General features: G+C 64.3%; 19 protein-coding genes and 5 tRNA genes. 4 read left to right on the forward strand and 20 right to left on the reverse strand.

Translation table 11 applies throughout. The features are described 5' to 3' along the window. Positions 1-359: 359 nt before the first annotated feature. The 19 genes from SFHG_RS05205 to rlmD form a co-directional block, all read right to left on the reverse strand. A tRNA-Asp gene (locus SFHG_RS05205) sits at positions 360-436 on the reverse strand. A 22-nt stretch (positions 437-458) separates the two neighbouring features. Next, a tRNA-Asp gene (locus SFHG_RS05210) sits at positions 459-535 on the reverse strand. A gap of 26 nt (positions 536-561) precedes the next feature. After that, a tRNA-Asp gene (locus SFHG_RS05215) sits at positions 562-638 on the reverse strand. Positions 639-986: 348 nt separating this feature from the next. Continuing rightward, positions 987-1,697 (reverse strand): TIGR03936 family radical SAM-associated protein, encoded by a 711-nt coding sequence (locus tag SFHG_RS05220; protein WP_042434589.1) that lies wholly within the window; start codon positions 1,695-1,697, stop codon positions 987-989. Position 1,698: 1 nt separating this feature from the next. After that, positions 1,699-3,687: a TIGR03960 family B12-binding radical SAM protein gene (locus SFHG_RS05225; protein ID WP_081468944.1), complete on the reverse strand. Its 1,989-nt coding sequence runs from the start codon at positions 3,685-3,687 to the stop codon at positions 1,699-1,701. 22 nt (positions 3,688-3,709) lie between these two features. Beyond that, a complete protein-coding gene (locus SFHG_RS05230) occupies positions 3,710-4,834 on the reverse strand; it encodes a hypothetical protein (RefSeq protein WP_042434592.1) in 1,125 nt (374 codons plus the stop codon). Positions 4,835-4,849: 15 nt separating this feature from the next. After that, positions 4,850-6,049: an FtsW/RodA/SpoVE family cell cycle protein gene (locus SFHG_RS05235; RefSeq protein WP_042434594.1), complete on the reverse strand. Its 1,200-nt coding sequence runs from the start codon at positions 6,047-6,049 to the stop codon at positions 4,850-4,852. Between the two features lie 15 nt (positions 6,050-6,064). Further along, a complete protein-coding gene (gene mrdA, locus SFHG_RS05240) occupies positions 6,065-8,230 on the reverse strand; it encodes a penicillin-binding protein 2 (RefSeq protein ID WP_042434596.1) in 2,166 nt (721 codons plus the stop codon). Between the two features lie 9 nt (positions 8,231-8,239). Then, complete coding sequence (gene mreD, locus SFHG_RS05245) at positions 8,240-8,764, reverse strand: rod shape-determining protein MreD (protein ID WP_042434599.1); 525 nt, start codon at positions 8,762-8,764, stop codon at positions 8,240-8,242. Positions 8,765-8,766: 2 nt separating this feature from the next. Continuing rightward, complete coding sequence (gene mreC / locus SFHG_RS05250) at positions 8,767-9,774, reverse strand: rod shape-determining protein MreC (RefSeq protein WP_042434602.1); 1,008 nt, start codon at positions 9,772-9,774, stop codon at positions 8,767-8,769. Positions 9,775-9,789: 15 nt separating this feature from the next. Beyond that, complete coding sequence (gene mreB / locus SFHG_RS05255; protein ID WP_374047757.1) at positions 9,790-10,836, reverse strand: rod shape-determining protein; 1,047 nt, start codon at positions 10,834-10,836, stop codon at positions 9,790-9,792. 205 nt (positions 10,837-11,041) lie between these two features. Then, complete coding sequence (locus tag SFHG_RS05260) at positions 11,042-12,337, reverse strand: Ni/Fe hydrogenase subunit alpha (protein WP_042434608.1); 1,296 nt, start codon at positions 12,335-12,337, stop codon at positions 11,042-11,044. Positions 12,338-12,350: 13 nt separating this feature from the next. Continuing rightward, positions 12,351-13,133, reverse strand: coding sequence for an NADH-quinone oxidoreductase subunit B family protein (locus SFHG_RS05265; RefSeq protein WP_187364751.1), 783 nt, complete (start codon positions 13,131-13,133; stop codon positions 12,351-12,353). 15 nt (positions 13,134-13,148) lie between these two features. Continuing rightward, positions 13,149-14,060, reverse strand: coding sequence for an FAD/NAD(P)-binding protein (locus tag SFHG_RS05270; protein WP_042434614.1), 912 nt, complete (start codon positions 14,058-14,060; stop codon positions 13,149-13,151). Further along, positions 14,050-15,087, reverse strand: a complete 1,038-nt coding sequence (locus SFHG_RS05275) for a 4Fe-4S dicluster domain-containing protein (protein ID WP_042434616.1) — start codon at positions 15,085-15,087, stop codon at positions 14,050-14,052. The genes SFHG_RS05270 and SFHG_RS05275 overlap by 11 nt, the downstream gene beginning before the upstream one ends. A 206-nt stretch (positions 15,088-15,293) precedes the next feature. Next, positions 15,294-15,698, reverse strand: coding sequence for a nucleoside-diphosphate kinase (gene ndk / locus SFHG_RS05280; RefSeq protein WP_042434618.1), 405 nt, complete (start codon positions 15,696-15,698; stop codon positions 15,294-15,296). 143 nt (positions 15,699-15,841) lie between these two features. Further along, positions 15,842-17,230, reverse strand: a complete 1,389-nt coding sequence (locus SFHG_RS05285) for a tetratricopeptide repeat protein (RefSeq protein ID WP_042434621.1) — start codon at positions 17,228-17,230, stop codon at positions 15,842-15,844. 48 nt (positions 17,231-17,278) lie between these two features. Then, positions 17,279-17,812 carry a peptidylprolyl isomerase gene (locus SFHG_RS05290; RefSeq protein WP_042434623.1) on the reverse strand — a complete coding sequence of 178 codons (534 nt, stop codon included), beginning with the start codon at positions 17,810-17,812 and terminating at the stop codon, positions 17,279-17,281. Positions 17,813-18,217: 405 nt separating this feature from the next. Beyond that, positions 18,218-19,558 (reverse strand): 23S rRNA (uracil(1939)-C(5))-methyltransferase RlmD, encoded by a 1,341-nt coding sequence (gene rlmD, locus SFHG_RS05295; protein ID WP_042435256.1) that lies wholly within the window; start codon positions 19,556-19,558, stop codon positions 18,218-18,220. Positions 19,559-19,619: 61 nt separating this feature from the next. Here rlmD and SFHG_RS05300 point away from each other — a divergent pair. Next, positions 19,620-19,696 (forward strand) — tRNA-Arg (locus SFHG_RS05300). Positions 19,697-19,854: 158 nt separating this feature from the next. Here SFHG_RS05300 and SFHG_RS05305 read toward each other — a convergent pair. Beyond that, on the reverse strand, positions 19,855-20,265 hold the full coding sequence (locus tag SFHG_RS05305; protein WP_042434626.1) for a GtrA family protein: 411 nt from the start codon (positions 20,263-20,265) through the stop codon (positions 19,855-19,857). Positions 20,266-20,600: 335 nt separating this feature from the next. Here SFHG_RS05305 and SFHG_RS05310 point away from each other — a divergent pair, with 335 nt between their 5' ends. From SFHG_RS05310 to SFHG_RS05320, 3 genes are all read left to right on the forward strand, one after another. Further along, on the forward strand, positions 20,601-21,578 hold the full coding sequence (locus SFHG_RS05310; protein ID WP_042434628.1) for a glycosyltransferase family 2 protein: 978 nt from the start codon (positions 20,601-20,603) through the stop codon (positions 21,576-21,578). A 256-nt stretch (positions 21,579-21,834) separates the two neighbouring features. After that, positions 21,835-21,909 (forward strand) — tRNA-Glu (locus SFHG_RS05315). Positions 21,910-21,982: 73 nt separating this feature from the next. After that, entirely contained in the window at positions 21,983-23,326 is a 1,344-nt protein-coding gene (locus SFHG_RS05320) for an MGDG synthase family glycosyltransferase (protein WP_238318274.1), read from the forward strand. Positions 23,327-23,332: the final 6 nt, after the last annotated feature.

Genomic DNA, 23,332 nt, shown 5'->3' on the forward strand with positions numbered 1-23,332 from the left:
TACTGAATTGTTTAGGTGCTTAATATTTAGCCCCTAAACCATAGCACGAGCTAAGGAGTTTCAATCGAAGCATTGAAAGTATGTTGGAAAGTCCATATGCCGTATCCGCCAAGCTGCCGGAAACATAGGCGCTTGGGGAAGCGAAGGAAAGCGACAAGGCGAGAGCTCCGTTCGTGGGAGCGAACGTAAGCGATGCGCCCGTCGTCTGACGGTTTCCCACCCCTATTGATGCTCGGAGGTCAAGGCAAGCAACGTGCCCATCGGCCGCATACCCTCACCTTGGTTAATGCTCAACGGCTACAGCGAACAAACCCGAGAATACAAAAAGCCCAGCCAAATGGCTGGGCTTGAACAATCGATGGCGGGATGTACGAGACTTGAACTCGCGACCTCCGACGTGACAGGCCGGCGCTCTAACCAACTGAGCTAACACCCCAAGGTGTAATGTGCTAAAAGAATGGCGGGATGTACGAGACTTGAACTCGCGACCTCCGACGTGACAGGCCGGCGCTCTAACCAACTGAGCTAACACCCCACTGGTGCATACGCTGCTGAAGAAGATGGCGGGATGTACGAGACTTGAACTCGCGACCTCCGACGTGACAGGCCGGCGCTCTAACCAACTGAGCTAACACCCCGTTCAGCTGCGAGAAAGTACAATACAGCAGTTAGCGATTCGATGCAAGTACTATTTTCAAAAAATTGGCAGTCCGGCGGTTTTCAACCCGGAACGACACGTCGTAGCGGATTCGGACCCGCGTAGGGAAGCCGAACTCAGGCAGAAAATCGAACAGCCTCTCGGCGACCGCCCTATCGGCAGCTGTCCTAGCGCCATCGATCAGCCTCCCAGCTACTGCCCTAGCGTCGGCCGCCCTAGCATCAACGCGTGCCCGACCCTCATCATGGCAATACGCACAAGAACGCCTCCCATCCCGCAATGCACAAGAAATGGGAGGCGACTCAAGGGCGTTCGTCGTTTATTCAGCCTATTTCGCCCGCTGATCGATGCGCGTCATGGACAGCACGCGTAGCGGCTGGTCATCGGCAGGCGGCTCGATGGACTGCGTCCAGGCGTTGTCCACCAGAAACGCCAGCGGAACTTCCTGCTCCTGGTCATCGGGCACGTTCACCTGATCAAGGCACGCGGCCAGCAGCTTGTCGGGGCGAAGGCTGCCCGTGGGCTTCTGCTCCAAGGTGAACGTCAGCGAAGCCCCCTCGAGGAGCATCTCCCCCACCAGGAAGTCGGCGACATCGAGCACCTTCTCCTTCTTCTTGCGGATGATATGCACCTGCTCGGGCACCGGCAGCTGCGCCGGTGCGGCCGACAGCAGCGCACGATACGTGCTCAGCGGGAACGCCGCCGAAGCCGCAGGTGCCTTCGGCTCGATGTATACGCATTCCTTCACCATAAGGTCGGGGACGCTCTCCTTCTGCAGGGCGAGCAGGGCCTCCTCGGGACGCACATAGCGCAGAAGCTGCAGGTCGACCATCTCGTGCGTGCCGCCCACGCCCACGGGCAGCGCGGCGCCGAACGCGATCTTCATGTGCGGGCTGAAGCCCTGCGACACGGCGAAGGGAAGCTGGGCGCGGCGTACGGCGCGCTCGATGGCGCGCGCCACCTCGAGGTGCGACAGCAGCGCCAGGCGACCCTGCTTGGCGAACGTGATGCGCATGCGGAACGTCTGCTGCTCTGCCATGCTACTCCCCTTCCTCGGCGGTTTGCGGACCGGTGGCGGGCTGCCCGTTTACGGCCTGCTCGGCTACCACGGCCGCAGCCGCACCCTCTTCGCCAGCCTGTTGCGGGCGGGCGTTCGACCCGCCGGCGATGCGCGGCTGCGCCAGCTGGTTGTCGATGCCCAGGCCCGGGCACGCGCCGCACGCGGCGCAGCGCTCGAAGGTGCAGTCCGGCGTGGTCTTCTCCGCCGCGGCCTTCTTACGTTCGTGCGCCAGGAAGCGCGTGGACACGCCCGTGGAGATATGCTCCCAGGGCATGACGTAGCCGGTGTCGTAGGACGTTTGCGCCACAGCGGCAGGATCAAGGCCCACCTCTTCGGCGGCATCGCGCCACGCCTGCTCGTTGAAGTGCTCGGTCCATGCGTCGAAGCGCGCGCCGTGACGCCACGCCGACTCCACCCAAGCAGCGGCGGCGCGCCCGCCGCGGCTCATGACGGCCTCGACGAAGCTAGTGGACGGGTCGTGCCAGTGCACGTCGATGGCGCGGTACTTCACGCTGCGGCGTAGAAGCGACACGCGGCGCAGGGCCTCTTCCGGGGCGATCTGGCCATCCCACTGGAACGGCGTCTGAGCCTTCGGCACGAACAGCGCGCACGACACCGACATGCGGATGTTGCCGCGCTGCTCGACCGGCACGGCCTTCTTCGCCCTGTCGTAGGCGCGCTGCACCAGGCTGGCGATGCCCTTGATGTCGTCGTCGGTTTCGGTGGGCAGGCCGATCATGAAGTACAGCTTACAGCGGCGCCAACCGGCTCCGAACGCCGCGTCCACGGCACCGAACAGGTCGTCTTCGGTCACCTGCTTGTTGATGACGTCGCGCAGGCGCTGCGTGCCCGCCTCGGGGGCGAACGTCAGGCCGCCCTTCTTCTGGCCGGCCACCAGGCCCGCCATGTCCACGCCGAAGCTGTCAAGGCGCTGCGAGGGAACGGAGATGCGCACGCCCTTACCCTGGAACTGCTCGTTCAGGCGCGTGAGCACATCGGCGATCTGCGAATGGTCGGTGGAGGACAGCGAGGTCAGGCTGACCTCGTCGTATCCGGTTTGCGCAAGGCCGCACACCACCGAGTTCACGATGTTGTCGGCGGAGCGTTCGCGCACCGGGCGGTACATCATGCCCGCCTGGCAGAAGCGGCAGCCGCGGGCGCACCCGCGCAGCACCTCCACGTTCAAGCGGTCCTGCACCACCTCGGTAAACGGCACGATGCACGGTTCCCAGCCCGGGCTTTCGGCGAACCCCTCGAACACGCGCTTCTGGATATGCGTGGGCAGGCCCTCCTCCACAGGCTCGATCCAGCTGCCGGCCTGCTGCGCCTGCTCCTCATCGCGCCAACGATACAGGCTGGGCACGTAGAAGCCGTCCATGCGCGCGATGGCGCGCAGGATGTCGGCTCGGCACGCCCCCTCGGCGCGCAGGCGCCGGATGGCCTGCAGGCACTCGGGCAGCGCCTCCTCGCCCTCGCCGATGTTGAAGATGTCGAAGAACGGCGCATAGGGCTCGGGATTGAACGAGCACGGGCCGCCGCCGATGACGAACAGGTCGTCCTCGCCGCGGTCCTGCGCATGCAACGGGATACCTGCCAGGTCGAGCGCCTCAAGCACGTTCGTGGCCACCAGCTCGTGGGACAGCGTGATGCCGATCGCATCGAACTCGGCCACGGGCGCGCAGCTTTCGATGGAGAACAACGGCAGGCCCTCGGCGCGCATGGTGTCGCAGAACTCCGCCGCCGGCAGGAACGCGCGCTCGGCCACCATGCCGTCCACGGCGTTCACCACGTTCACCAGGATGCGCAGGGCCTGGTTTGCCTGCCCCAGCTCGTAGGTATCCGGATACATCATGCAGAAGCGGAAGCCCGCCTCGGGCTTGTACACGCAGCCGAACTCATGGTTCAGGTAACGCGCCGGTCTTTCGGCGCTGGCAAGCAGCGGCTCGAGCCGCGGCCACAGATCTGTCACTGTTACCCCCTAGGAAACAACATTAACGTCGGGAAATACGGGCCCGCAGGCCCGCGGCGGCGTTGGAAGCCTTCTGGCGAACGGCCTCCACGGCGGCCGCGCCGTTATCGGCTGCGGCGCCCGCCGCTTGCTTCGCGGCGGCGGCGATCGCCTTATCACGCGCAGCCGAGACACACTCGACGAACTTCGCCACCGTAGGGCCGCCTTCGTAGAACTCAACGGCGGCACGGCCCATGGCGAGCGTGCCCGAATAGCCCACCGCGGCCTTCACGGCCCACCCGAGCACCGGCACGGCAGCTGCCAGCTGGCGCGCGACCGCACGGCACGCGAACGCGCCGCCCACCAGGGCGGCAAGCTCGCGCACGCGCCCGGCGTCGATGGACTGCCCGTAGGCCGCCGCGATTTGAAGCAGCATCTTGGCCTGGTTGAGCGTCATCACGGGAAGGTCGGCGCCCGGGATGAGGAACAGCAGCCCCACGCCAGCGTTCTGCACGGACGTGGCATTGACCGTTTCAAGAGCCAGCGGACGGCGAACGAACGGGAAGGCCTGCGCAAACGCTAGTCGTTTGGCACGGCAGGCCGCGCACACCCATTGGCCCATGCGCGCGTCGAGCGTGGCCCGCGCGTCGTCGATGAGCTCGATGGGCTCGTAGATGCCCACATCGCCGTTTTCCGGCGGCTTGGGCGCACCCCACGAAGCCGTGATCGCCGGCCCCTGCCCCGCTGCCGTGGACACGTGCTCGTACACCTTCGCCGTGAGCTTGGGCGCCACGATGTCCGCCTCGGGGATGGCGCAGCCGGCCGCCTTGGCGATAGCCCCCACCAGCTGCGGGAGCGTGGTGACCACCATCGCGGGCACCCCGGCCTTGCGGCAAGCGCGGGCATAGGCGCCCACGTTCTCGTCCAGGCCCGCGACAATGCAGGCCATATCGTCGCCGGAACTGGGCGCGAACTCGCGTCCATCCAGGTAGATGAGCGAAACGCGCGCCGTATCGGAGGCGCTGGCGAACGCCTGGCGCACATGCGCGGCAACATCGCCCGGCGCCGTTTCGTCCACATAGACGCTTACCGAAAGCGGCGTGGCGCGGGCGGCCTCTACGCTAACGGCCTCTTCCAACAGCGCGCCGATATCAACAGGAAGCTGCATAGGGCATCCTTTCGCTTAATGCTGCTTGAGCGTCGCGTTATGGGACCACACCGAGCCGATCATGCCCAGCATGACGAAGTTCACCACCATAAACGACGATCCATAGCTCATGAACGGCAACGGGATGCCCGTGATGGGCATCAGGCCGCAGTCCATGCCGATGTTCTCCAAGATCTGGAACAACCACATGCCCACGACGCACATCACGATGACCATGCCGAACAGGTCGCCGGAGCTGCGGGCTATACGGAAGCTTATCAAAACCAACGCGATGTACAAACCGAGCAGCACGAGCGCGCCCAAAAATCCGAGCTCCTCGGCAAGCACGCAGAAGATGAAGTCGGTGGGCGCCTCGGGGAGAAGGCCCAACGAATGTTGCGTGCCCTGGAACAAGCCCTTGCCGAACAGGCCGCCCGAGCCGATGGCGACCTTCGCCTGCTGCAGGTTGTAGCCCTCATCGGTAGTTGCCGTGCCGGACTGGTCCATGAACACGAGCAAGCGGTTTCGCTGATATTGCTTGAGCAGCTTGTACTCGCCCGTGGAGGATTTGATGACCTCGTCTATGGCGAACACCGCCACGACGGCGGCCACGAACAATCCAAGCGTTATCAGCAGGTACTTCGTGTTAGCGCCTCCCATGACCAGGGCGAACGCCGCAATGCACAGATACACCAGGCCGGTGCCCAGGTCGGGCTGCGTCATGATGCACAGAAACGGCACCATCATGATGCCCAAGGCCTTCACATACTCGCGCGGATCGTCCAGGTTGCCGCCGTAGCGCGCCATGACCGCGGCATCCATGAGGATGACGGTGATCTTGGCAAACTCGCCGGGCTGGATCTGCATGCCCAGCTTAATCCAGCTTCTCGCGCCCATGCCGGCATCGGTTCCGAGCCCCGGTATGTGCGGCGACATGATGAGCACCACATTGATGATAAGGAACAGCGTGGTGTAATCCGACAAGCGCCGATAATCGAACCGCCACACCAAGATCATGAAAACCAAACCCACGGCAACGCCGCCGAGCTGGCGGCTGTACTGGTAATCGCCGTCCGCGCGGACCGCGGAATACACGATGATCAAGCCGTATCCCACCAGCAACGTGATCACGATGGCAAGCGGCAGGTGCAGCCACGGGAAACGGCGCGGCTTGGATGCAGCTGATGCCGCCGCGTTGGGACGGCGAAGCGAATCGATTTGCGGTAACTGCGCCATAGCGCCTCCTTCCCGTTAGTCCGAACGTCCGCTCGACGTGCCCTTGCCGGCGCCGGCTTCCGACTTGCCCGAGGAACCCGCGATATCGCCGACCTCCCCATCCGAGGCGTTGGTCGACGAAAGCGCCGCGGCCATGACCTGCGCGCCGATCGGCGCCGCTACCGATGAACCGCCGCCGCCGTGCTCGACGACGCAGGCGAGCACGTACTTCGGGTCGTCATAGGGGGCATAGCAGGCGAACCAAGCCGTGTCCTCCATATCAGTGTATTCGGCCGTACCGGTTTTACACGCAACCGTATCCGGGTCGATACCTTGATCGTTGAACAGCTTGGCGATCTCCTCGTTGTCAGTGGTCACTCCGCGAAGCGCATTGCGCACCACGGCAAGGTCGGCCATGGAGACGTCAGGCGTGTCCAAAACCTGCGGCTGATACGTAAGCGCCACATCGCCGCCGGCGTTGCGCACCTCTTTGAGCAGATGCGGCTTGACGATGTTGCCAGACGCGATGGCGCCGTAGGCTACCGCGATCTCCATGGGCGTGACCAGCACGTAGCCCTGGCCGATGCACATGTTCGTATAGTCGCCGCCCTTCCACTGGGCATCCTCGGGAGTGTCGCGAAAGTATTCCTGCTTCCATTCGGGCGTAGGGATACGACCCGAGGTTTCGCCGTTAAGGTCGATGCCGGTGGTTTGGTCCAAACGGTAGCGCTTCAGGAAATCCTGCAGCAACGTTACCGACTTGCCCTTGTTCGCAGCGGCGTCCCAGAACTTGTAGCCGATGTCGTAATACACGGTGTCGCACGAGTTCACGATGCCGCCGCGGAAATCGAGCGTGCCATGGCCCTGCTTCTTCCAGCACTTCTGAACATCGCCCGAGCCGAAACCGTCCCAGCTGCCGGAGCAGTCCCAAGTCTCGGTTGCCGTGGCCATGCCGTTTTCAAGCGCCGCCAAGCCGGTGAACGTCTTGTACGTGGATGCTGCCGGATAGGTACCCTGGATGGCGCGGTTGAGCAGCGGGCTGAACGCGGCCGAGGATTGCAGCAGGTCAAGCTCGTCTTGCGTGATGCCGCCCACGAACGTGGTGGGCGTGAACGTGGGATAGCTGGAAAGCGCCACGATGCTTCCATCGGTGACGTCCATGACCACCACCGCGCCGCCCGTGCCCTTGCCCGATCCGATGGCGCCGCCATCGGGGCAGATCATATCGGCGAGCGCCTTGTCAGCCACATACTGCACATGCGATTTCAGGGTGGTATGCACATCAGAGCCCTTGACGGGCTGCGTTTCGCTGACCACTTCCACCACGTTGCCCTGCGCGTCCGCCATGACCTTGCGCTCGCCATGGTCGCCGGCAAGCAGGTTGTCGTACATCTGCTCGATGCCGCTGCGACCCACCGAATCGCCCAGCTCAAGGTCGCGGCCTTCGGCCACGCTTGCGATATCATCGCTGGTCACGCTACCGGTATAGCCCACCGCGTGCGCCGCAAGGGCGCCATGGGGGTAATCGCGCACCGTGCGCGTTTGCACGGTGATGCCCGGGAACGCATCGGCATGCTCGGCGATGAAGGCGACGTTGCGCATGCTGGCGTCGCTTGCCACCACGCGCTGGCTTTGCGCGCCGCTCGTCGCATCGGCGATGCGCTTGCGCACGATGCCGGTCGGTACGCCCAGCACCGTGGACAGACGGGCGACCACGTCATGGTCGTTGGCGACGTCAGGCTCGGCGAGCACCGTCAGCGACGTGCGGTTCTTCACGATGACGTTGCCGTCGGCATCCAAGATATAGCCGCGCGGCGCAGGCGTGTACACCGTAGTGTACTGGTTGTCCTCGGACTCCTTCTTGAATGATTCGCCGGCAAGCACCTGCATGCTGAACAGCTTCGTGGCCAGCGTGCCGAAGATAAGGCCCGCCACAACGCCCACGGCGGTGAATCGGCTTTTCAGGTTATCGCCGGGGTTTGCCACCGGCTGAGCGGGCGTTCCTCCGCGGGCGACGCCGCCTGCCGGCACACGGTGGGAATCGGGAAGCGAGCTGCTCACGCCCACCGACTGGATGGAGCGAACGTCGCGCTTGACGCTGACGTTCTCGGTCTTCCGGCTGCGAAGCACCGCATAGACCGCCACCAGGATGGCGGCGACCACCAAGAGGGCCACGAAGCCGGCTACGATAGCTGCGAACATGCGCGCCCCCTATCGCAATTTCGGCGTGCGCAAACCGCGGTCCTGGGCGCCGCCGGCAAGCAGCCGCGCCATGACGAAGTAGACCACCAGGCCCACGGCGCAGTCGTACAGCGCGCACGGAAGGGCGCGGGTGAACAGCGCCTCCAGAGGGTTGGCGGCAAGCCCGCACGCCATGAGCAGCATGCCGTAGGAAAGCTCGGCCAGAAGCGCGCAGGCCGTGAAAATGGCAAGCGGCATGAACAGCGTGTCGTTATCCATGAGAGAGAACACGCGGGAGGCCAAAAAGCATGCGATGACCAGCAAAAGCGCCATGCCGCCCACCGGGCCCGTGCCCGTGAGGTCGTACAGCAGGCCCATGACAAACGGCAGCACCGGACCCGCCTCGGTGGGGATGACGATGGCCACGACCAGCGCATAGGCCAGCAGGAAGTTCGGCTGTGCCGAGAACAGCGCCACGGCCGGGGCCAGGGCGATCTGGAGAACGAACGCCGCGATAGCGCCCACCACCAGCACCAGGTTGTTCTTCTCGCCCATGGCTAGCGCCCCCCTTCGTTAGATGAATTGCCGTTGCCGGAGTTATCGGAGCTGCTCGAACTTGACGAGGAGCTGCTCGAACTTCCCGTGCCGGAGCCGCTGGAGTTGTTGGAGCCGTTTGCGGAAGCGGAGCTGCTCGAAGAGCTGCTGGAACCCGAATCGTCGTCATCGGATGCGCCCACGCTGGAGACCACCAGCACGTCCTCGAGCGTGTCGATGGAATCGTTCGGGGAAACCACGATGCGTCGGCTGGTATCGCCCTGCTGGGCGTCCACCTTCACCACCGTGCCGATGATAAGGCCGCGCGCGTAGCTTCCGCCCAAACCCGAGGTGACGATGACGTCGCCGACGTTCACCTCGGCATCGGCATCCAGGTCCTCAAGATACAGAAGGCCGATCAGGCTGCCGCGCAGGATGCCCTCGGCGCGGCTGGACTGCACCATGGCCGCGGCGCCGGATTGCGGGTCGGTGAGCAAGCGCACCGTTGCGGTGCTTCCGCTGGCCGACACCACCTGGCCCACCACGCCGGAAGTCCCGATAACCGTTTGACCGGTAGAGATGCCCTCGTTCGTGCCCTTGTTGATGATGACCGTCTGGCTCCACGCCTCGGAGCTTCGGCCGATGACGCGCGCGCCCGTGCCCTCGATCTGGTAGTTGTCCTTCAAATCGAGCAGCTTCTGCAGGCGCTGCGCTTCCTGCTTATATTCTTCCATCTGGGCATATTGCTGCTCAAGCTGGCTGTTGTACTCGCGCAAGCCCGTCAAGGTGTTCTGGTCGGCCGTGATGTTCTCCATGGTGTCGCCAACCGTGGAGGTTGCGGCCTCCACCGAGCCGCCCACGATGCGCAGCGGGCTGACGGCGCCCGACACCGCCGACTGCAGCGTGTGCAGCGGGCCGGTCGAACCTTCGCGACTATAAGCCGTGACCATGATGATGCTGGCCGCAATCAAGCCTATAAGCAGCGCTCGGCGCATAAGCGCCGAGCTTTGTTGTTGAAAATTAAGAGCCATAACGTTGAGGCTGTCCTATTTCGATCGCATGAGCGTCTGCTTGAGCGCCTGCGGGGTTTCGAGAACCTTCAGGCAGCCCATCACCACGTTCGTCAAAGCCGTCTCGCTCACCCACACGGGGATTTCCAGCTTATCGGTAAGGTAGCGGTCCAAGCCGGAAAGCAGGCCGCCGCCGCCGGTGAGCAGGATGCCGTTCTGGATGATGTCCGACGCCAGGTCGGGGTTGGTCTTCTTGAACGTCTCCTTGATGTGCACCACCATCTCCTCGCACGGGGCGATGAGCGCCTGACGGACATCCTCGGACTGGATGGTGACTTCCTTGGGCTGCTCGGTGATGACGTCCTGGCCGGAGATGATCATGTCGCGTTCGCGGCCGTCCTCGAACGGCAGGATGGAACCGATCTTGATCTTGATGATCTCGGCGGTACGCTCGCCGATCTTGATGCCCAGAAGGTCGCGCAGGTGCATGGCGATGGCCTCGTCCATGCGGTTGCCGGCCAAGCGTAGGCTGGAGGACGTGACGATGCCGCCCAAGGAGATGACGGCCACCTCGGTGGTGCCGCCGCCGATGTCGACGACCATGGAGCCGGTAGGCTCGGTGACGGGCAGGTCGGCGCCCATGGCAGCTGCCATGGGCTCCTCGATCAGGTACGCCTGACGGGCGCCTGCCTGCACGGCGGCCTCGAACACGGCGCGCTTCTCAACGGAGGTGGCGCCGCAAGGGATGCAGATGACGATGCGGGGCTTGGCCTGCCACGGGTACTTGCGCGGCGCGGCCTTGTTGATGAAGGCGCTGATCATAGCCTCGGTGACGTCGTAATCGGCCACCACGCCGTCATGCAGCGGATGCTCGGCCGAGAACGCGTCGGGCGTATGGTTGATCATGTTCTTCGCCTCGTGGCCGACGGCCAGGACGCGATGGGTGCTTTTCTCGATTGCGACGACGGAGGGCTCGTTGACGACGATGCCTTCGCCGGGAATGGCGACCAGGGTATTCGCGGTGCCGAGGTCGATGGCCATGTCGCACGACATCTGACCGGTGAGACCCGAGAAGAAATCCAAGAATGACATGTAGGCAAACCCCTTGTGCTACGTTTCTAGTGAAACCAGATTCTATCACAGGCGATTTTACCCGGTTTCCCTGCACATGGAAATCCATCAGGGGTACGCATTAGGGACGGTGAGGGAAAAGCCTGGCGACATACTTCGCCGATGCGCCAAGCGGCCCGCATTCCGCGGGCCGCCTTCGTTCGTGCTATTCTGTTCCTTAATGCACGCTGCAGCTGAAGCAGGGGTCGTAGGCTCGCACGAGCTTCTCGACCTCGGCGCGCACCTCCGGCGTCTCCGCGCCGTCGGCGATGAACTTTTCGGCCAGCTCGCGCATATCGGCCTCCAGGTTTGCGCAGTTCTGCGCCGTGGGGGTCATGATGGTGGCGTGCACCACGCGGCCGGCATCGTCGAGCTCGAGCTGATGGAACACCGTGCCTCGCGGCGCCTCGGTGAAGCCCGTACCCACGCCCGCGCGCACCTCGAACGGCACCGGGGCGCTGCCGCCCTCGAACGGACCGTCGGGCTCGGCGAGCTTGCGGCACAGATCGGCGCAACGTCCCAGCGCATCGAGCACCTCAACCGCCTGGGCGACGTTGTTCAGGAACGGGTTGCGCTCGGGCGGGCGCAGGCCGGCCTTGGCAGCTGCAACCTTCGCCTCCTGCGAGAGCGCGCTCCACGATGCGTTGATGCGCGCCAGCGCGCCGGTGAAGTAGGTCTTCCCCGTCTGCCTGCAGCGGGCGAACAGCGCCGCGGAATGCGACACCTCGTACTCCTCGACCTGTTCGCAGGCCCTATCGGCATCGAACGTGACGCCCGCGTCCAAGAAGCGCGCCCAGCGGCTGTCGGCCACCGGGTAGCGGCCCTCGGCCACCATGGCCATCATGTCGCCCTGGGTGGCGATATCGGGAACGGCGAAGCCGTTGAACAGATCCACCACCGCGCGGGCGAACTCGCGCTCGGCGTCCAGCTTGTCGGCCATGGCCAGGTACTCATCACGCGACGGCTCGTGGGTGAAGCCGCCCACCACCGCGGTGATCGGGTGGATGGAGCGCCCGCCCACCAGGTTGCACAGCTGGTTGCCCAACGACTTCAGGCCCAGCGCCTGGTCGAACAGCTCGGGGTTGGACATGGCCAGCGGGAACACGCTTGCCATGTCCAAAAAGTCGGGCGCGGCGAACACGAACAGGTGCGACGCATGGTTTTGCAGGTAGCTGCCGTAAACCAGAAGCTCGCGCAGAGCGCGCGTGCGGTCGGTGACCTCCACGCCGAAGATGCGCTCGATGGCCAGGATGTCGGTGATCACATGGCTTGCCGAGCAGATGCCGCACACGCGGCTGGCGATATACGGCACGTCGGCGAACTTGCGGCCCACTACCATGGACTCGAACAGGCGCGCCGGCTCCACCACGTTCATCTCGCACGCTTCCACCGCACCGTCTTTGATGGACAGATGCACGTTGCCATGGCCCTCAACGCGAGCGATATGGTCTACCGAAATGGCAGTCCTCGTCATATCGATTCGCCTCCTATTCGCGCGCCGACTGCACGCGTTCAACCTGGTTGAACAGCGCCAGCGCCTCGTCGAAATCGTCCGGGTCCACGCCCGCGCGCTCGCACGCGGCGCGCGCGGCCTCAAGGTTGGCATCGGGGGAAAGCCCTCGGCAGCCGTTGCACGCCCGCCCGAGGTTCACGCACTTCGCGCCGCAGCCCGCCACCGTCACCAGGCCCAGGCACAGCTGGCCCTGGTCGAAGAAACAGTCGGTGCCGTTGCGCTTGCACTGCCCGCACATGGTGCCCGTGCGGTCGAATTTGTTCGAGCCGTACAGCGCGCGCTGCAGCACGTCGATGAAATCCATGGTGTCGATCGGGCAGCAGCGCACCGTGTAGTCGACATCGATGACCGCGCCCACCGGGCGCGGCACCACCATGGAGCCGCATGCCGCCGGCACGTCCTTGTACACCTGGCTCGGGCGCTTGAAGAAGTTGCGCGACGCGATGCCGGGGATGCCCGCCGTTGCGGCGCAGGCGCCCAAGGCGATGACGCACTTGGCGCGCTCGCGCAGCTTGCGCACGGTGGCCTCGGATTCCTCGGTGGTCACGGCACCCTCGATGACGGCCACGTCGAACTCCTCCGGCATGGGCTCACTGGAAGCCAGTTGCCAATAACGCAGGTCGATCTGGCCGAGCACGTCGGTCAGGTGCTCCTCGACGTTGGTGATCTGCAGCTGACAGCCGAAGCAGCTGGCAAGCCCGATCACCACAACGCGGGAAAGGTCGCGCGCCTGGCGCTCGTCGTTTCCGCATCCCATGTTCGTGCCTCCCATCTACATCGACCCCTGGATGTTCTTCGCTTCCCAATAGTTGAACACGGGCCCGTCGATGCAGCAGTACTGATGCCCGATCTGGCAGTGGCCGCACTTACCCATGCCGCACTTCATGTGGCGCTCGAAGCTCATGTAGATATGGTCGTAGCTGATGCCCTTCTTGCGCATCTCGGCGACCACGAAGCGGTACATCACCGGCGGGCCGCACACCGCGCCGAAGGTGTTCGCCGGGCTGATCTCAAGATGCTCGAAGGGCTTGGTGACCAGGCCCACTTCGCCATCCCAGGTGTCGTCGGGGTTGTCGACGGTCAGGTACAGGTCGAAGTCCTTGCGATGACGCCACATCTCGAACTGGTTGCGGAACATGACCTCGGAGGGGTTCTTCGAACCGTAGATGATGGTTACCTTGCCGAAGTCACTGCGCTCGTCGTGGATGTTGTTGATGAGGCTGCGAAGCGGCGCAATGCCTAGGCCGCCGGCAACCAACAGAATATCGTGGCCCTTCATCTCCTCGAACGGGAAGCCGCGGCCGAAAGGCCCGCGGATGCCCACGATGTCGCCGCACTGCATCTTGTGCAGCGCCTCGGTGAAGCGACCGGCACGGCGCACGCACAGCTCGATGAAGCCGCGTTTGGAGGGGCTTGACGAAATGGAGATGGGAGCCTCACCCACGCCGAAGATGGTCAGCTCGACGAACTGGCCCGGCTCATGGCGGAACGCCTCGCGGATGCGCTCGTCGATCAGGCGGAACTCGAACAGCTTCTCGGTTGCCGTCAGCTCGGTGATGGACGTGATGCGCGCCGGCCACGGGCGATACGGATTGGCGGCCATGAGCTCCTGGCCCGTCATGGCTGCCGGCTCATCGTGATACGGCGATACAACCACGGGGTTGAAATCGGTGTTAGCAGGCACCTTCGGCCCCCTTCTTCTCGAAGAACTCCAGCACGCGAATGGGGTTGATGTCGGCCTTGCACGCCTTCACGCAGCGTCCGCAGCCCACGCACAGCATGCGGTCGTAGGTAGCCAGAAAGCCGTTGAGCTTGTGGTACATGCGATGGCGCACGCGCTCGCGGCCCGTGGGTCGGAAGTTATGCCCACCGGCCACCACGGCGAACTGCGGCGAGGTGCACGCATCCCAGATGCGCTGACGCTCGCCGGTTTGCCCGTCGGGGTCGAGCACGTCCTGGATATCGAAGCAGAAGCACGTCGGGCACACGGCGGCGCAGGCGTTGCAGGCCAGGCACTTGCTGCCCAGCTCCTCCCAAAACGGGTCGGAGTGGAACGCGTCCATGAGCATGGCCACGTCCTGGATCTCGGGGATTTCAGGATTGAACGCCGCCTGGCGCGCACGCGTGGCATGGCGGAACTCGATACGGTCCTCGTTGGTGGCATCGCGCAGGTCGACGGCGGACTCCAGGATGTTGGCGGCCTCGACGCTGGAGATGCTGACCAGGAACTTATCGCCCAGGCGATGAAGGAACAGGTCATAGCCGAAACGCGCCTCGTCGGCATCCCACAGGTTGCAGAAGCAATCGGAGTCGGGGCTGCACGACACGCCCACGATCAACGTGGCGGCGCGGCGGGCCTTATAGTACGGATCGGGATAACGCCCGTCGCTAAACACCAGGTCCAAGCGGTTGATGGCGTTGATGTCGCACGCATGGGCGCCGAAGATCACGCGCGGGACCACTTCCTCCTGGAAATCAGCCACCTCGTTGGTGGCGGCGTTGTAACGCATGAGCGTTTCGGTGGGAGGAAGGAAGTAGCGCTTCGGCGATGCGAGCGTGGTGTCGTAGGCCAGGTCCATCTCATCAGGCGAGCTGATGGCCTCGAACGAATAGTGCGCACCGCGCTTCACGGGGGCCACAACCTCGTAGCCATCCATGAATGCCGACACCAATGCGGGTAGCTCCGCGGCGTCGAAAACTCGATAGAGCATGTTTCATCCGTTTCTCGTCTTACGGCATTGCGGGCTCCGATATCACAAGCACCCGCAGGGCGCTTGCAGGCGGCACTGCCACCCCCTTAAGGCAGCGTGCCGATGGCAACACGCGCGAACAGTATTCCAGCATCCCGCCTAATCAAAAAGCCCTTTGCCCGCTTGAGCGGGCAAAGGGCCTCCACAGTTGCAGGATGCCGGTCGGCTTATGCGAAGAAGATGCCGATCTCGCGCTCAGCGGACTCCGGGGAGTCGGAGCCGTGAATAACATTCTCGTCCATAATCAGACCGAAATCGCCGCGAATCGTGCCGGGGGCAGCTTCGGCCGGATTAGTGGCGCCCATGAGGGTGCGCACCTTGGCGACGGCGCCCTCGCCGGAGATGACCATCTTCACGACCGGGCCGGAGGTGATGTAGGAGATGAGGCCGTCGTAGAACGGCTTGCCCTCGTGCTCGGCGTAGTTGGCCTTGGCCTGATCAAGCGTCACCATGCCCAGCTCCATGCGCTCGACGGTCAGGCCGGCGCGCTCGAAGCGGTTGACGATCTCGCCGATGTGGCCGTTGCGCACACCGTCGGGCTTGATCATGCTGTAGGTCTTCTGGATAGCCATGATTGGTACCTTTCTTCTTATCTCTTATCCCAAGCGCCCATTTTCACGGGCGCAGGTTACCTTGGTTGCGGCTTCGATGCCTGACTGCGCATTGAGCCGTTTGGCGACAGGCCCGAACGCGAAACCAGCAGCTCGTCAAGCCGTTAGTTCTGGCTGGGGAAGTACAGCTCCACGTTGCTGACCTTCCAACCGATGAGGTCGCGCACCATGGACAGCTTGTACTGCATCTGCCCGCCGCCGTCGGTTTCAGCGGTCACGTACACGGTGGAATCGGTCATGGACTTCTCCACGGCGTTGATGGTGGGTGCGGAATCCTTCACGAGCGAGTTGGTCATGGAAGCGGCGGACGTGTCGCTTACCTCGGCGGAATACAGCGCGGAGGCGTTATCCGGATCGGCGAACAGCTGCGTTGCCACGCTGTCCTGGCTGGGGTAGCCCCAACCCTGCGTGTACATGAACAGCGCGCCGCCAAAGGCCGCCACCACGAGCAGGATGATGACCACGAAGATCTTCAGACCCACGTTGCGGCGCTTGCGATCGCGCTTGGCAACGCCCTTGGACCACTGCTCCAGCTCCTCGTCGGAGGCGCTGAAGAAGCGATCATCGCCCGCTGCCGCGCCGTACTGGCCGGCATCGGCGGCGTAGGGGTCGCCGTAATAGTACGGATCGGCCTGCTGGGCCGCGTAGGGGTCCTGTTCGGCGTACATGGCGGAGCCGTCGGCTGCCACATCGATGCCGGAAAGGTCCGCCGAATCGGAGGGCGCTGCGCCGCCGGGAACCGAAACCGGGGCCATGACCTGGGTGATCTCGGACGTGCCCTGGGCGACGGCAGCCACCGCGCGCTGATAATCGACGCTTGCGGAGTCGGACAGGAAATACGTCTTGTCGGCGATGGACTCCTCGAAGGCGTTGACGGCCTTCTGCATCTGGCCGGTTGCGACGTAGGCCTGGCCGAGGTTGGCGTACAGGCGGTTGCGCATCTCGGGCTGCATGTCGAACTGCAGGGCGCTCTCGTAGGACGACACCGCATCGGCGGCGCGATTGAGGGCCATGAAGCACACGCCCAGGTTCAGCAGCGCCTTGGTGGGGTCGGGGTTGGCCTCGTCAAGGGCGGCGTTGCGGAACGCCACGCCGGCCTCGGCGGTCTTGCCCATCTTCAGAAGCGCGTTGCCCATGCCCGTGTAGGCCTTGTAGGCGGAATCGTACTTCGCATCGGAAGCGGCCGCCTCGAAGTTGGCAACGGCATCCTCGTAGTCGTGCAGGGCGGCGTAGGCCATGCCTAGGTTGTAATGCACGCCGCCGCGGGCGTCGTAGGCCTCGTCGGCCACGGCCTGGCCGTAGGCCTGGATTGCCTCGTTGGGCTGCTTGAGCTTCACCAGGCAGTTGCCCATCTGGTGGTACAGCTGGCCCATCTCGCCGGGGGCGAGGGGGCTGGCCTCGTCCTGCAAGCACTGCTGGTAGACTTCCAAGGCGCCTTGGAAGTCCTTCTGCGCATACGCTGCGCGGGCTTGCTGGAATAACTGGTTGTTCATCTGGATCCTTCGCTATCTTGTACGCTTCGGAATGCTGCGGTTAGCAGGTTATTCGGCGGCGTTCTCGATCTCGATGCCCTCGATCACATCGCCGACGCGAAGCTGGGCGATGACGTCCATACCCTCGATCGTCTGGCCGAACACGGTGTAGCCGCTGTCCAGCATGGGCTGGGCGCCCAGGCACAGGTAGAACTGAGAACCCGCGGAATCGGGGTTCTGGCTGCGGGCCATGGCCAGCGCGCCGTCAGCATGGTGGTTGTTGGGGTTGGTGGAGTACTCCTCCTTGATGCAGTAGCCCGGGCCGCCGGTGCCGAGGCCGGCGAAGGGATTACCGGCGGCGGCGATGACCTGGTCGGTATCAAGGTCGCGCGTGTTGGGGCAACCGCCCTGGATGACGAAGCCCGGCACGTAGCGGTGGAACTTCAGGTTGTCGTAGAAGCCCTTGGTGGCAAGCTCGACGAAGTTGCCGACGTGGATGGGGGCGTCCTTGCCCGCCAGCTGCACGCGGATGTCGCCCTTGGAGGTTTTGATGACGGCGATCTCATCGCCGGTGGGCTGATACGCGGGAGTGTACAAAGCCATGGGACTTCTCCTTTTCTCAAGCGTGCCCCGACGTTTGCCGGAGGCCTTCGCGAAAACGCCCGCGCAGAAGGCGGGCGTTGCTTTAAACGAATCTCGTGTTGTGTAGTTTAGCAGCTTGGGACCGGGCGCGGCGAAACCTGAAAATGCCTGCGGGGAAAAACCGTAGAACGCACAAACGGGGCCGGGGCGCCGGCAAGCGGCTCGGAGGCGCCATGCAGTCGCCCCGCATTCCGCGCGAACCCGGGCCTCGCCGCCTTCCAGCCGCAGCCCCGGGCTCAGCAACCTTCGGCCCGCACAAGCCGACCGCGCATCCGCCAGGCCCCGCGACTTGCAACCCGCGTGTGCCCGGCTTCGCGGCGCTGCGCAGGCATCGCCCGCCCGGCCCCGGCGCAACCGCGTTGGCGCTTAGCCGCGCACGAAGCAGCTGACCAGCTCCACGTGGTAGGTCTGCGGGAACAAGTCGACGGGCTGAACGCGCTCCAAGCGATAACCCACGTCCTCGAAGCGGCACACGTCGCGCGCCCAGGTTGCGGGGTTGCAGCTTACGTAGACCACGCGCCCCGGGCGGGCAGCGGCGATGTCTGCCGGCACGCCGTCGGCAAGGCCCGCGCGCGGCGGATCGACCACCAGCGCATCAAGGCCGCCCAGTTCGGGCAGCTCGCGAGCCGCGTCGCCGCCGATGACGTCGATGTCGACGTAGTTCTCATCGGCGTTTCGGCGCAGGTCGCGCACCGAGGACGCCGCAGACTCCACGGCGATCACGTCGGCGCCGGCGCGCGCCATGGCCACGCCGAAGGTGCCGCAACCCGCGTACAGGTCGGCGACGAGCAACCCGTCGAGCCCCTCCGGACCGTCCTCCCCCACGTTTCCGCCGAGCATGCGGATGGCCTGCTCCATGAGCTTTTCGGCCTGCGCGGTGTTCACCTGGAAAAACGACGGCGCATGCGCCACGTAGCGCGCGCCGAGCAGCTGCTCCTGCCAGCAGCCCTTGCCGTCGAGCACCTCAAGGCCCTTGATCTTGCGCGCTTTGCCGGGGTCGGCGATGACGCGCACCACGCTCGTGGCCTTGAGCGAGCTTTTCAGCATCTTGGCGGCCGCCGCGCGCGGGAAGCCCGACGGGCGCGTCCACAGCGCGATCTCGGTCTCGCGGGTGCGCACGCTCGTGCGCACGCCCACACGGAAGATGCCCAGGTCATCGGAGCCCTGCAGATAGCGAAGCGCCCCGCGCAGCGCCTTGGGCGCCTTGGCGATGGCGTCATGCGCCAGCGGGCAGGACAACGCCTGCATCACATCAGGGCTGCCCTCCTGATGAAAGCCCAGGTTGAACGTACCCTTCGCATCCCATTGCGCGCCCAATTCCAGCTTGTTGCGGTACCCCCACTGGCGTTTGGAGGGCAGGCACGGCGCCACCAGCTCCGCCGCCGCATCGCCGAAGCCGCCCGTGCGGGCGAGCGCGGCCACCACGTTGGCGCGCTTTGCCTCAAGCTGCGCGTCGTAGGCGATATGCTGCCACGGGGCCGCGCCGCTTGCCGCGGGCTCGGCCCACTTCGGCATCACGCGGCACGCGCCGGGCTGCTCGAGCTTGGCGATACGGGCGCGAGCGAACGTGGGCTTGTCCTCCACCACTTCCACGCTTGCCACATCGCCCGGGGCGCCGCCCTCCACGAACACGGTCTTGCCGTCGGGCAGATGTCCGACCGCTTCGGCGCCGTAGCCCATGCGCTCGATGGTGATGGTTTCGGTCATGTTCACACTCGTTTCTTTTTCGGGCCCATTCGGGCGATAGTAGCGTATAATCGATGGATACGCCCTAGTAGCTCAGTTGGATAGAGCGTCTGCCTCCGGAGCAGAAGGCCACAGGTTCGAACCCTGCCTAGGGCACCATTTGCATTTTGCACGAACCCGCAGGACGTCGAGTCTGGCGGGTTCGTTGTTTTCGACGTCGTAGTTCAGCGTCACGAGCACCTCGTCGTCGGACGCACTCACCCGCCAGACGAAAGCCTTGATCAGGGTCGCATCGTCGAGGCTCGCGCCGCTTCGTTTTAAGCCTGCTGTCCCTGCGCCCCATCGCCGGCGTCCAGGAAGATCTTGCGGGTGACGAAGTTCCACACCATGACCATCGCGGTGGCGAAAATCTTGGTGATCAGGTAATGCACGCTCAGAAGCTCGACGCCCGCCCACATGCACGCGTTGTTGATACCCAGGCCGATGACCGACAGCACCACGAAGATGATGAACTCGCGGCGACGGGACATGCCTTCTTTATGGGTGAACACGTAGCGCATCGACGCGACGTAGTTGAACACCACCGACACCGTGAACGAGATGGTGGCGCTGACCAGGTAGTTCACGCCGAACGCCTCGGTAAGCAGGGCCAGCAGGCCGTAGTCGATGATGAACGCGATCACGCCGACCACGCCGAACTTCATAAGCTGCGCGATAAGCTTCTTCACGCAGGGCTCCTCTCCATCGCAAGCGGGGGCATCCCGCATCCGCCGGGCCTTCGAGCAAGGCCCGGCTCGGTACATTCCCAAATGCCGTCACGCACGCGCCGCCAACCTTGAATGCCGGAGCACGGCACCGGCAGCAGGCCGAACGACCCGCGCGGCAGACGAAAAGCGCTCTCAGCGCAACCCGTCGATTATGGCACCCCTTGCCCCATCGGCACAACAATCCCACGCCATCCGCGCATATACTGCGGAAAGCACGGCATTCACATAGCGAAACCGCGCGGTTTCGAGTAGCATGGCTAGTAATTGTGCATTCAACTTTCACGAAGGAGCGCCCGGTGACTGAAACCGATAAGGCCGCCCTCACGGGCAAAGGCGTGGCCGTCATCATACCCTGCTACAACGAGGCCGTCACCATCGGCAAGGTGGTCGACGACTTCCGCCGCGTGCTGCCCGAGGCGGCCGTGTACGTCTACGACAACAACTCCTCCGACGGCACCGGCGACATCGCGCGCGCCCACGGGGCTATCGTCAAGGTGGAGCGCCGCCAGGGCAAGGGCAACGTCGTGCGCCAGATGATGCGCGACATCGACGCCGATGCCTACCTCATGGTCGACGGCGACGACACCTACCCCGCCGAGGCCGCCCCGGCCCTGCTCGCGCCGCTTTTCGCCGACGAGGCCGACATGGTGGTGGGCGACCGCCTCTCGAACGGCACCTACGGCGAGGAGAACGACCGCGCCTTCCACGGCTTCGGCAACGACCTGGTGCGCTTCCTCATCAAGGCCATCTACGGTTTCGAGTTCTCCGACGTCATGACGGGCTACCGCGCCTACAACAAGGTGTTCGCCAAGACCATGCCCGTGCTCTCGCCGGGCTTCGAGATCGAAACCGAGCTTTCCATCCACGCCGTCGACAAGCGCTGGCGCATCGCCGAGGTGCCCATCGACTACCGCGACCGCCCCGAGGGATCGGAATCGAAGCTTTCCACCTTCTCCGACGGCTTCAAGGTGCTCATGATGATCATGTCGCTGTTCAAGGACTACAAGCCACTGGCGCTTTTCTCCTGGGTGGCGCTGCTGTTCGTGGTGCTGGGCCTGGTCGCCGGCGTGCCGGTCATCGCGCAGTTCGCCGCCACGGGCCTGGTGCCCAAGCTCCCCACGGCGCTTCTGGCGGTGGGCCTGGTGTTCGTGGGCCTGCTGTGCTTCGCGTGCGGGCTTATCCTGGACACGGTGGTCAAGGGCAACCGCAAGCAGTACGAGATCGAGGTCACGGAAGCCTACGAGCGTTACGGGCGCTCAAGCGCCGCGAAGTAGGCCGACGGCTTCCCGTGTCCCCCTTTTCCCGTCGAGAAGGGCGTCCCCCATCAGCGCAGGCCAATGCACCCGATCGTTTCACGCCCTCATCGACGATCATCAGTTTACGGGGGTTTGCGCCGAGCGTGCCCATCCGGTATGTTGAAATAGGGCAAAGTTGTGTAAGAAATATGCACAACCCCGCAATCGGGTCTTGCGAAACGAATTGCTTTTTGGCATACTAAACGGGCTGCTTTTCGACACGGAAGCGCAACCCGTCCCCATAGTCTAGAGGTCAGGACGCGGCCCTTTCAAGGCTGAGACACGAGTTCGATTCTCGTTGGGGGCACCATTCGTACGCTAGGGCTGGTCGAGTACCGGCCCTTCTTATTAGTGAAAGCCGGCTTGCCGGCTTTTTCGCTATCTTGAAGGGAAGGGCAACCATCATCGCTACCCCCGCAGAAACCGATCCGCACAACGAGCAGGCCGCACCGCTGGTCATCGTCATGCACGCTTCGGTGGGCTCGGGGCATCGCAGCGCGGCCAATGCCGTAGCCCAAGCCTTCGAATACATGAAAGCCGAGCAGGCCGAAGGACGCGAACAGCCCACGGAGGCCTTCCCCGTTGTGCCAAAGCTCCCCGATGGTCTTGAGGTCGAAGTGCTCGATGTGCTCGATTACGGCCGCGTGGTGTTCGATGGCGACAAAACCGCTTCCATGTTCACCGGCCCCACCCGCCCGATATACGACCTGACGTGGCGTTTTACGCTTACCGGCAGGCTTTTATGGGGCGGCGGGAGCATCTGGTCGCACCTGATGTACGGCAAGTTCACCGAACTGGTGCGCAAGCGTCGCCCGCTTGCCATCATATGCACGCACATCACCGCAGCCAACGTCGCGGTGGCGGCGCGCATGCTCACCGGACAGCGCTTCCCCATCGTGTGCGTTCCCACCGACTACGAGACCGAGGGCCTGTGGCCGCATCTGTCGACCGACCTGTTCTGCGTGGCCACGGAAAGCATGGCCGAAACGCTGCGCCCGCGTCTGGTGCCCGAGCAGCGCATCCGCATCACCGGCATCCCCACGCGCGAGGATTTCCGCGCAAGCTATGACCGCGAGCAAACCCGGCAACGCCTGGACCTGCCGCAGGACAAGCGTATCGTGCTGGCGCTCGCCGGGGCCTATCTGCCCCGGCCCTACGTGCACTTCCGCACGGCGCTCGACAACCTGCTGCCGTATCTGCACACGTTCAGCGATACCCTGCATTTCGTGTTCGTCGCGGGAAACGACGCCGAGTACGCCGGCCATCTGCGAAGGGCCTGCAGCGACCTGGGCATCTCCGATTGCGTGACAGTGCTCGAGTACGTAGAGGGCATGGCAGGCCTTATGGCGGCATCGGATTTGGTCATCTGCAAATCCGGCGGCCTTACCGTCACCGAATGCCTGTGCGCGCAGGCGCCCATGATCTTGCTCGGCCGTGCGTACGGTCAGGAAAACGCCAACGTCAGGCTCCTCACCGCCCACGGCGCTGCCATGCACGTCACCACCTGGCGAGAGCTGCTCGAAGCGTTGCGACACGTCTCCCGCAGCCCCGAGAGCGCGCGGTCGATGCTGGTCAACGGCAGCTTCCTTCGCCATCCAGACGCTGCACGCGACATAGCGTGCGCCGCCATAGAGCTTGCCAATGCTGAGAAAGACCCGGCAAACCCGCTGTACAAGAAGCACTTCCTCCAATTCTATTGGGGTCATAAACCCGCGCACGTGCGATAACGCCGC

This window comes from Senegalimassilia anaerobia JC110, from assembly GCF_000236865.1.
In the GTDB taxonomy this organism is placed as follows: Bacteria; Actinomycetota; Coriobacteriia; order Coriobacteriales; family Eggerthellaceae; genus Senegalimassilia; species Senegalimassilia anaerobia.

Coding starts and splice junctions, on each gene's coding strand:
- SFHG_RS05220 (WP_042434589.1), bottom strand. CDS start 1,697: ATGGCAGAGCAGCAGACGTTCCGCATGCGCATCACGTTCGCCAAGCAG.
- SFHG_RS05230 (WP_042434592.1), bottom strand. CDS start 4,834: ATGCAGCTTCCTGTTGATATCGGCGCGCTGTTGGAAGAGGCCGTTAGC.
- SFHG_RS05235 (WP_042434594.1), bottom strand. CDS start 6,049: ATGGCGCAGTTACCGCAAATCGATTCGCTTCGCCGTCCCAACGCGGCG.
- mrdA (WP_042434596.1), bottom strand. CDS start 8,230: ATGTTCGCAGCTATCGTAGCCGGCTTCGTGGCCCTCTTGGTGGTCGCC.
- mreD (WP_042434599.1), bottom strand. CDS start 8,764: ATGGGCGAGAAGAACAACCTGGTGCTGGTGGTGGGCGCTATCGCGGCG.
- mreC (WP_042434602.1), bottom strand. CDS start 9,774: ATGGCTCTTAATTTTCAACAACAAAGCTCGGCGCTTATGCGCCGAGCG.
- SFHG_RS05260 (WP_042434608.1), bottom strand. CDS start 12,337: ATGACGAGGACTGCCATTTCGGTAGACCATATCGCTCGCGTTGAGGGC.
- SFHG_RS05265 (WP_187364751.1), bottom strand. CDS start 13,133: ATGGGATGCGGAAACGACGAGCGCCAGGCGCGCGACCTTTCCCGCGTT.
- SFHG_RS05275 (WP_042434616.1), bottom strand. CDS start 15,087: ATGCTCTATCGAGTTTTCGACGCCGCGGAGCTACCCGCATTGGTGTCG.
- ndk (WP_042434618.1), bottom strand. CDS start 15,698: ATGGCTATCCAGAAGACCTACAGCATGATCAAGCCCGACGGTGTGCGC.
- SFHG_RS05285 (WP_042434621.1), bottom strand. CDS start 17,230: ATGAACAACCAGTTATTCCAGCAAGCCCGCGCAGCGTATGCGCAGAAG.
- SFHG_RS05290 (WP_042434623.1), bottom strand. CDS start 17,812: ATGGCTTTGTACACTCCCGCGTATCAGCCCACCGGCGATGAGATCGCC.
- rlmD (WP_042435256.1), bottom strand. CDS start 19,558: ATGACCGAAACCATCACCATCGAGCGCATGGGCTACGGCGCCGAAGCG.